At 56.1% G+C, this 8,858-nt stretch carries 8 protein-coding genes; 3 read left to right on the top strand and 5 right to left on the bottom strand.

The annotated features are described in order from the left end of the window. Positions 1-490 precede the first annotated feature (490 nt). The 4 genes from rpsT to mutM form a co-directional block, all read right to left on the bottom strand. Positions 491-754 carry a 30S ribosomal protein S20 gene (rpsT, locus tag K3757_RS18165; RefSeq protein WP_259997960.1) on the bottom strand — a complete coding sequence of 88 codons (264 nt, stop codon included), beginning with the start codon at positions 752-754 and terminating at the stop codon, positions 491-493. A 209-nt stretch (positions 755-963) separates the two neighbouring features. Continuing rightward, complete coding sequence (locus K3757_RS18160; RefSeq protein WP_259997957.1) at positions 964-2,352, bottom strand: PepSY domain-containing protein; 1,389 nt, start codon at positions 2,350-2,352, stop codon at positions 964-966. Positions 2,353-2,869: 517 nt separating this feature from the next. Then, on the bottom strand, positions 2,870-3,646 hold the full coding sequence (locus K3757_RS18155) for an enoyl-CoA hydratase (RefSeq protein ID WP_259997954.1): 777 nt from the start codon (positions 3,644-3,646) through the stop codon (positions 2,870-2,872). Positions 3,647-3,708: 62 nt separating this feature from the next. Continuing rightward, entirely contained in the window at positions 3,709-4,560 is an 852-nt protein-coding gene (gene mutM, locus K3757_RS18150) for a bifunctional DNA-formamidopyrimidine glycosylase/DNA-(apurinic or apyrimidinic site) lyase (RefSeq protein ID WP_259997951.1), read from the bottom strand. Between the two features lie 81 nt (positions 4,561-4,641). Here mutM and ubiE point away from each other — a divergent pair, with 81 nt between their 5' ends. Together ubiE and ubiB are read left to right on the top strand one after the other, a co-directional pair. Beyond that, positions 4,642-5,385, top strand: coding sequence for a bifunctional demethylmenaquinone methyltransferase/2-methoxy-6-polyprenyl-1,4-benzoquinol methylase UbiE (ubiE, locus tag K3757_RS18145; protein ID WP_259997949.1), 744 nt, complete (start codon positions 4,642-4,644; stop codon positions 5,383-5,385). Continuing rightward, positions 5,386-6,918 carry a 2-polyprenylphenol 6-hydroxylase gene (ubiB, locus tag K3757_RS18140; protein WP_259997946.1) on the top strand — a complete coding sequence of 511 codons (1,533 nt, stop codon included), beginning with the start codon at positions 5,386-5,388 and terminating at the stop codon, positions 6,916-6,918. An 83-nt stretch (positions 6,919-7,001) separates the two neighbouring features. On the opposite strand, the gene K3757_RS18135 is transcribed toward ubiB, so the two are convergent. Beyond that, the gene (locus tag K3757_RS18135; protein WP_259997944.1) at positions 7,002-8,180 is read right to left on the bottom strand and encodes an acetyl-CoA C-acyltransferase family protein; all 1,179 of its coding nucleotides are present in this window, start codon (positions 8,178-8,180) and stop codon (positions 7,002-7,004) included. A 107-nt stretch (positions 8,181-8,287) separates the two neighbouring features. Here K3757_RS18135 and K3757_RS18130 point away from each other — a divergent pair, with 107 nt between their 5' ends. Next, positions 8,288-8,854 (top strand): helix-turn-helix domain-containing protein, encoded by a 567-nt coding sequence (locus K3757_RS18130; protein ID WP_259997942.1) that lies wholly within the window; start codon positions 8,288-8,290, stop codon positions 8,852-8,854. The last annotated feature ends 4 nt before the right edge of the window (positions 8,855-8,858 follow it).

The following is an 8,858-nucleotide window of genomic DNA, read 5'->3' as shown; positions in this document are numbered from 1 at the left end:
TCTTTACCCACCGCCATCATTTACGCCGCCGACTGCGACAATACCCCGACCTGATCGACCGAATAGACAAAACAGACCGTCCCGGTCCCTTCGGAAGCCGGCCTAGTCCTTCGGACAATACCTAAAGTGCACGCGACAGCGAGGCGCGAAATGCACCAAGACCGTCGAACGACACCGTTCTAAAATCGTGACAGGCAAATGTGCTGGCAGCAGCATCTGCAACTCTTTCCGAAAACCCTGCTGGGTATGGAAAGAGACCCTCTTATCGTTCAGCTACCTCTAGCAAAATAGCGTTAGATGATCGGGTCTGTCCCCCCGCGATGTGACTCGCTCACTCTAACTACCAAGGCTGCGCAGGACGGTTCAACATAACTTATTTGTTGACTCGGACTTTGCTGAAAAAGAATCTCGTGACCCCCAGAATGGGGGCGCAAAAACAACACAGGCGCCACCATTGGTGACGCCTGTATAAAATAGCTTTGACGGGGATTTAGGCGATTGCTTTTACCCGTGCGGCAAGGCGCGACATTTTACGCGATGCTGTGTTCTTGTGGTAAACGCCTTTTGTGACGCCGCGCATCAGTTCTGGCTGAGCTGCGCGAAGTGCCGCAACGGCATCTTCTTTTACGCCTGATTCGATTGCTTCTTCGACCTTACGGATAAAAGTACGGATACGCGAACGTCGTGCTTTGTTTACTGCGAAACGCTTTTCATTCTGGCGGGCGCGTTTTTTTGCCTGAGGTGTGTTTGCCATGAGGATCATCCTATCAATTTATATCGTGTCAAAGCGTGCAATCGCTCCCGCATGGGAGGACACCGATAGGTGATTCTAGCCTGAGCGGGCTGCACGCGCATGTATGCTGCGGCCTATAGCGGGAATTGGGTGTGCTTGTAAAGGCAAGCATGTCGCAAAGCGCTGAAGTGTGTTGCGCGCCGCCATAGCCAAGCGGCGCGCAATCATTGTTAGGTCAGGCTTTGACGCACTTTGGGAAGCCTGGAAAGAATCAGCGTATCCACTGTAAGCACCGCCAACAGCGCCAAGCCTGCCATCGGAAATGCCATTGATACGGCCAAACCGACAAGGACAGCGCCCTGCCACAAGGGCAGTTCTTTCGGCATCGGCGGTGCGGACAGGCGGCCGGCGTGCGCCGGGCGACGCTTCCACCAAAGTATGACCGAGCTTACACAGAGGAAAAGAACCGACAGGCAAACGAGCGTATTTGCGACAACGCTCCACAACCCCAAGGTTCCCATGTGCAGCGCAATGCCAACAGCCATTGCTTTACCCGCAAGCGAGTAGTCCTCGTAGCGTACATCGGCCAGAATTTTGCCAGTGAACTGATCCACGTGGACCGTGCGATCAGACATCGGATCGGTGCTATCGGTGTTCATGGAATCGCGGCTAAGCGTCCAGACGCCTGTCTCGGATTGGGGGACGTTCAGCTGATAACGGGCGTCAAAGCCGATCTCGCGTGCAAGTGCGTCCACGGTATCAAGCGTTACAGCGCCGTTTTCCACTCCGGTAGCACCGACATCACTGCCAGATGCGGGCATGGGTGTTTGCTCAAGGGCCCATGGGACTTCGCGGCGGTCGTGGTTCATGCTGGCGTGAATATCATCCGACAAAGGCACGGCGTCCCACTTCTCTGCGGGGAACTGGCTCCAGGCCTGGACCATCTTGCCACCCCAGATCCCCGACCACGCAAGGCCAGAGATTAGGAAAAACACCAGAAAGACAGACAGCCAGATGCCAACAACCCCGTGCAGTGATTTCCACAAAGCGCGCCCGCGGGCAAAACTTGGAACCAGCGCGCGGCGCCATCCGGCTTCGCGGGGCCACCACATATAGAGGCCCGTCGCGATCAGTACCAAGGAAAGGGATGCGGCTGTTTCAATCATCCGGTCACCGGTGACGCCCAGCATCAGATCGCTGTGAATGTTGTCGACAAAGTCGTACCAACCACTGCGGCGAGGGAATGTCTCGATAACCTGCGCGGTATAGGGATCGACGGCGACCATTGTGGCGTCGCCATCTGCATCTACGCGAAACAGCGCGGCTACATCATTCGTGCGCGGTGCAACGTATTGCTTCAGCACACCATCGGGAATCGCTGCAACAGCGGCCTCTGCCTGTGCTGATACCGGTTGCGTGATTTCCTGCGGGGCGACCAAAGTGCGTTCCCCGTCGCGCCCGTCAATCCATGCGATCCACAGCATCGCCATGCCGGTAACCGCCAAAGTGGTGAGGAAAGGAATAACAAAGAGGCCAGTGTAAAAGTGCCAGCGCCATGCTGCGAAATATAGTTTATTCACGCGCCCTTCGGGCTGCGCATTGATGTCTGTCGATGTCATAAGGGGGCTCCAAGCCGATAGACCCGCGTGTCAGCGGGTGAAATTTGAACTCTGATGGATGAGGTCAGGCTTGGGGTGGGGCGCGTGTCTGTCGGGCTGGATCAAGCGGATGTTGCTGGTGGAGACGTTTGGCCGCGAACGTCAGTACGCGTGTTTGGTCGGAAAGGACTATTGGGACGCCGTGGCAGATGCGGGGGACCAGGGCCGCACCGATCAATCGGCACGCCTCACATTTTTGGCCCTGTGCACCCTCTTGTTCACCTGCATAACCACAGATGTCAGCCAAAGAACCGCCAGCCAGAACATATTCTGCAAGGTCGGGGGAAAGCGCGGGGGGACGTACGCCAGCATGTGCCAAACCTGAAGCAGCCATCGCAATGATCAATGCGAAAGACGTAAGCAGCTTACAAAAGATAGAAGGCGATTTAATCATGCTTCGGGCTTCTGGGTGGTGCTGCCCCGCACCGCCAACGGACACGGGGTCAGATATTTCTTTGGGCCGGGTCGCCCTAAGGTCTTACTTATCCCTGAATTGCGCTTCGCGCTTCTCAAGAAACGCGCCCATGCCTTCTTCCTGATCTTCGGTGGCAAACAGCGCGTGGAACATGCGACGTTCAAACAGCAGGCCTTCGCGCAGCGGTACTTCGTACGCGCGGTTCACGGCTTCTTTAACAACCATGGCAGAGATCATCGACTTCTCGGCGATTTTTTGTGCGGCTGCCTGTGCTTCGTCAATCAGCTTTTTAACAGGTACCACGCGAGAGACGAGACCGGAGCGCTCTGCCTCATCGGCATCCATAAAACGGCCGGTCAGGTTCATGTCCATTGCTTTTGATTTGCCCACGATCCGCGTCAGTCGCTGTGTGCCGCCAATGCCGGCAACAACGCCAAGGTTGATTTCAGGCTGGCCGAATTTCGCGGTTTCGGAGCAGATGATAAAATCACACATCATCGCCAACTCACAGCCGCCGCCCAGCGCATAGCCGGATACGGCTGCGATGATTGGCTTGCGCACTCGCATGATCTGGTCTGTCTCAGCGGTGAACAGATCACCCGCGAATGCGTCGACAAAAGATTTTTCCTTCATCATCGCAATGTCGGCACCTGCAGCAAAAGCTTTTTCAGAACCGGTGATGATGATGCACCGCACCTTTTCGTTATCTTGGCAGGCTTTGAGGCTGTCTGCCAGTTCGGTCATCAATTGATCATTCAACGCGTTCAATGCATCGGGCCGGTTAAGCGTCACCGTTGCCACATGGTTTTCGACGTCGAGGATGATCGTTTCATAAGCCATTTGATGCGGCCCTTTGCTGTTGCTTTGACGGCTTGCATAACATGCGCGTGAGGCGGTTCAAGTTATCTTTGACATACTGGACAGTAGAAAGATGACCGTCCGGATTGCACAATGCGGGCAATGGTTCCCTCACATCCGTCACGTCGGCAAGGCCCGCCTTCCCTACCGTAAACGTCGAAGGAATGCTGGAAATATCCAAGCTCACCATCGGCTTGCCGAAAATCACGCAAGGATGAACCGCCAGCTTCGATCGCCTCTTCTAGCACTGCGCGAATGATGGGAACCATTGCTGCAACCCGCGCTGTGGCAATACGTCCCGCTTTGCGCTTTGGGCTGATACCTGCCCTAAAAAGCGTCTCACAAACATAGATATTGCCCAATCCTGCAACAATACGCTGGTCCAGCAGTGCTGATTTAACGGGTGTATTTCGCCCTTCAAACGCATCGCAGAGAATCGACTCGTGAAAATCATTGCCCAAGGGCTCCGGCCCAAGAACCGCCAATAGCTTATGTTCTTGTGCTGTCGCTGTTGGCATCAAATCCATTGCGCCAAAGCGGCGCGGATCATTGAACGTGATCCGGGCACCGTTCTCCATATGAAACACCACATGGTCATGTTTCTCAGCTGCGGGGTGATCATGCACAAAATTGCCCAATGGATCACCTGACACCAGCATCCGCCCTGACATTCCCAGATGTATCAGCAGCGTCTCGCCAGAGCTTAGATCGGCAAGGATGTATTTGGACCTTCGGCGCAATCGCTCCACCCGCTGGCCTGTTAACCGCTTTGCCATGTTGTCGGGAAAGGGCCACCGCAAGTCGGGCCGATTCACATCTGCACGCACAATCATGACGCCTTCCATGACAGGCGCCAGCCCACGACGGACTGTTTCGACTTCGGGTAATTCCGGCATGACGGCTCCTGCGGCAAATGGCGGTTTGTATCTGCTGTTCTGAGGCTATATCCCGTCATAGACAAGATCAGGACCAAGCCCATGACCGACAAGACCACCCATTTCGGCGCCCAAACCATCCGAGAGGACGAGAAAGCGGGCAAGGTCCGCAGTCTCTTTACGGACGTCGCCAACAAATACGACATCATGAATGACGTCATGAGCATGGGCATCCACCGCATCTGGAAAGAAGCGATGATGGACTGGCTGGCCCCACGTCCCGGCCAAAAGCTGTTGGATGTGGCTGGTGGTACAGGGGATGTGTCTTTCAAGTTTCTCAACCGCGCAGGGCATGGTCATGCCACGGTTTGTGACTTGACCGAAGGTATGTTGATCGAAGGCCGCAAACGCGCCGAAGCCGAAGCAATGCAAGACAGTCTGGATTGGGTCGTCGGTGATGCGATGGACCTGCCCTTTGAGGACAACACATTCGACGTTTATACCATTTCCTTTGGCATTCGGAACGTGACGCGACCCCAGGTAGCCCTGAACGAAGCTTACCGTGTGCTCAGGCCAGGTGGCCGATTGATGGTGCTGGAGTTTTCACAACTGCCGAACCCCATGATGCAAAAAGCTTACGATCTTTATAGTTTCAATGTCATCCCGCGCATGGGGCAGATGATCGCAAATGACCGCGACAGCTATCAGTACCTCGTCGAATCAATCCGCAATTTTCCCGATCAGGACACCTTCCTTGGTATGGTGCGTGAAGCAGGTTTTGGGAATGCGAAGTACCGGAACCTGACCATGGGCATCGCTGCGCTTCACTCAGGTTGGAAAATCTAAATGCGTGGCCCACACAATATCTGGCGTTTGATCCGCACCGGCGCAACGTTGGAACGTACCGGCGCGATGAACTTTGTTCTGGACGCTTTTGAAGCGCCAAAAGCTGTGCGTTTTGTTGCCCGCACCCTTGCGATTCCGTTCAAGCCGTTGGGCTACAAGGGTGATCCCGCCCTTCAGCCCGCTACCCGCGCGCTGACGGCGCTGGGCCCTGCGTATATCAAATTTGGGCAAATCCTTTCGACCCGCCCTGATGTGGTGGGGGATGAGATGGCGCTACAATTGCGCGTTCTTCAGGACCAGTTGCCCCCCTTTCCTGTCGCCGTTGCGAAGGCCGAAGTCGAAAAAGAGCTAGGCCAGCCGATCAATACGATCTTCTCCGAGTTCAGCGAACCTGTCGCTGCGGCCTCGATTGCGCAAGTGCACAAGGCGCGGCTGCATAGCACTGGTGAAGCGGTCGCTGTAAAAGTCCTGCGTCCTGGTATCGAAAAAGCGTTTCGAAAAGACGTCGATGCCTTCTATCTGGCTGCCCGTATGGTTGAGCTTTTCTCACCCGGTTCCCGCCGCCTGCGGCCTATGGATGTGATTGAGCATTTTGATGGCGTGGTGCGGGGTGAGTTGGACCTGCGCCTCGAATCCTCGGCTGCGTCTGAATATGCAGCCAACACCAAGGATGATGCCGGGTTTGAGCTCCCCGATATCAAATGGGATCACTCCGCCCGCCGCGTGATGACGCTCGGTTGGGCCGAAGGCGTTCCTATGGGCGACAACGCCGCAATCGATGCTGCGGGTCACGACCGCGTGGAACTGTCAGAGCGTATTCTTGCTCTATTCCTGCAGCACGCGCTGCGGGATGGCTACTTTCACGGGGACATGCATCAAGGCAATCTTAAGGTCGCGGCGAACGGCAATATTATCGCGCTCGACTTCGGCATCATGGGTCACATTGATGAATACACTCGCCGCGTTTATGCTGAAATCCTCTACGGCTTTATCCGCAAGGACTATAAACGCGTCGCCGAAGTCCACTTTGAAGCTGGCTATGTGCCAGCTGATAAAGACGTTGATGAATTCGCCCGCGCCTTGCGCGCTGTGGGGGAACCGATCTTCGGAATGGACGCTGACCGTATATCGATGGCCCGTCTGCTGGCCTATCTATTCGAGGTGACGGAACGCTTCGGCATGGAAACGCGGACAGAGCTGATCCTGCTTCAGCGTACTATGGTTGTTGTTGAAGGTGTCGCCCGTTCGCTTAATCCGCATATGAACATTTGGCAGGTCGCGGCGCCTATTGTGACGGATTATATCACCAAATCTATCGGCCCGAAGGCTGTAATCAGTGATCTGACCAAGACCGCGCGGGTACTTTCGCGGTTTGGCCCACGTTTGCCCGCACTTGTCGAAGCTGCCCTGATCCGTCAGGCCGACGCCTTGCCTCCAGCACGCAAGCCGTTCAAACGCTACCTCGCGTTGGCTGCTGTCCTTGGTGCGGGGGCCGCAACAGGGCTCATCGCTTTGATTGATGCGCTGACCTGATCCCTATTTTTCTTGGCTAAAAATATCCTGCCATAGTGGAAGGGCTTGATGCCCTTCCACTATGGCGAAAATTTGGTGTGCTATCAGATAAGCTCAATCGCCAGCGCAATGCCCTGACCGCCGCCGATACACATGGTGATCAATCCGCGTTTTCCACCGATGCGTTGCAGCTCATACAACGCTTTGACTGTGATGATCGCGCCCGTCGCGCCAACGGGATGGCCCAATGCAATGGCACCACCGTTCGGGTTGACCCGCGCAGGGTCAAAGCCCAGCGCTTTGCTCACGGCCAGCGCCTGTGAAGCGAACGCTTCATTGCTTTCGATCACGTCAAAGTCGCTTGCGGTCAGGCCAGTCTTTTCAAACAACTTGGTAACGGCAGGGATGGGGCCAATTCCCATGACTTCGGGCCGAACGCCTGCGTGAGCGTAACCAATGATCCGCGCCAAAGGCCGCAGTCCGCTAGCCTCGGCAGATGAAGCGCGCGCAAGGACAAGTGCCGCCGCGCCGTCGTTGATGCCTGATGCATTACCAGCCGTGACAGAGCCGTCTTTCTTGAAAACCGGTCGCAGACCGCCGAGTTTTTCAAGCGTGGTTGACTTGGGGTGCTCATCTACTTCAAAGGCTACGGTATCGCGCCCTTTGCGAACATCCACTGGCACGATTTGCTCGGCGAAATGGCCTGCGTCGATAGCCGCCGCTGCGCGCTCTTGCGATAGCATGGCAAAAGCATCCTGCTCCTCACGGTTCACATCGTGCTCGCCTGCTACGTTTTCGGCTGTGACGCCCATGTGGCCAGTGCCGAACGGGCAGTTCAGTGTGCCAAGCAGCATATCAAGCGAGGCAACATCGCCCATCTTCTGGCCCCAACGAGCGGCGGGCAGGATATAGGGCGCGCGGCTCATGCTCTCGGCACCACCGGCGAGCGCAAAATCGGCATCGCCCAACATCAGTGATTGCATGGCGGATACGATTGCTTGCACACCGGAGCCGCAAAGGCGGTTTACGTTCATGGCAGGGACCGCGTCTGGCACGCCTGCTTCCATAGCTGCCACACGGCTAAGATACATATCGCGTGGCTCGGTGTTGATGACATTGCCGAAAACGACGTGCCCAATTTGTGCCGCGTCTACGCCTGCGCGGCTGAGTGCTTCGCGAGCAACTGTTGAGCCCAAGGTGGTCGTCGGTGTGCCTGCCAGCGCTCCGCCAAATGTACCAATAGCAGTGCGTGCACCGCCCAGAATTACGATATCGTCCGACATGTGTTCTCTCCCTGAATATTTCCGGCAGCCTAGAAATCTGTTGCATCGTTGTCAGCCGCGACGTTCCGTCATTGACAACCATAGTTTGCCACGCACATGTATCCGCTATGACGGATACAGATGACACCATTCTTACCCAACTACCCGCCCGCCTGAAAGACGCGCGCCGTGTGCAAGGGTTGTCGCTGGACGCGGTTGCCAAGCTGTCTGGCGTAAGCCGTTCCATGGTCAGCCAGATCGAGAGGGGGGAAAGCAGCCCCACCATCGCGACACTGTGGAACCTTACCCGCGCCTTACAGGTGGATTTTGCCGGTCTTTTGGATGCTGGTGCAGAAGCGGCCCGTATCGAAACCCTACGGAGCGCGGCGGTTCCGACCATCAACAATCTGGGCACAGGTTGCCGAATCCGCATTTTGTCGCCTCCTGAAGAGGCGGGCCATCATGAAGTATATGAGCTTTTGATCTCTGAGGGTGGAAAGCTTGATAGCAAGCCGCATACCCGCGGCGCGCGCGAACATTTAAGCGTGTTTGAAGGTACGGTTGATGTCGCAAGCGGTGATGCTGTCAGCCGACTGCATGCAGGAGATACGGCGCGCTACGCGGCCGATGTGCCGCACGCGATCGTTGCAGTAGACGGACCTGTGCGCGCTTTTCTCGTGGTCCAGAACGCTTAGAGCG

It is taken from the genome of Sulfitobacter sp. S223 (assembly GCF_025143825.1).
Taxonomy (GTDB): domain Bacteria; phylum Pseudomonadota; class Alphaproteobacteria; order Rhodobacterales; family Rhodobacteraceae; genus Sulfitobacter.
This window is presented reverse-complemented; position numbering and strand designations above follow the sequence as displayed.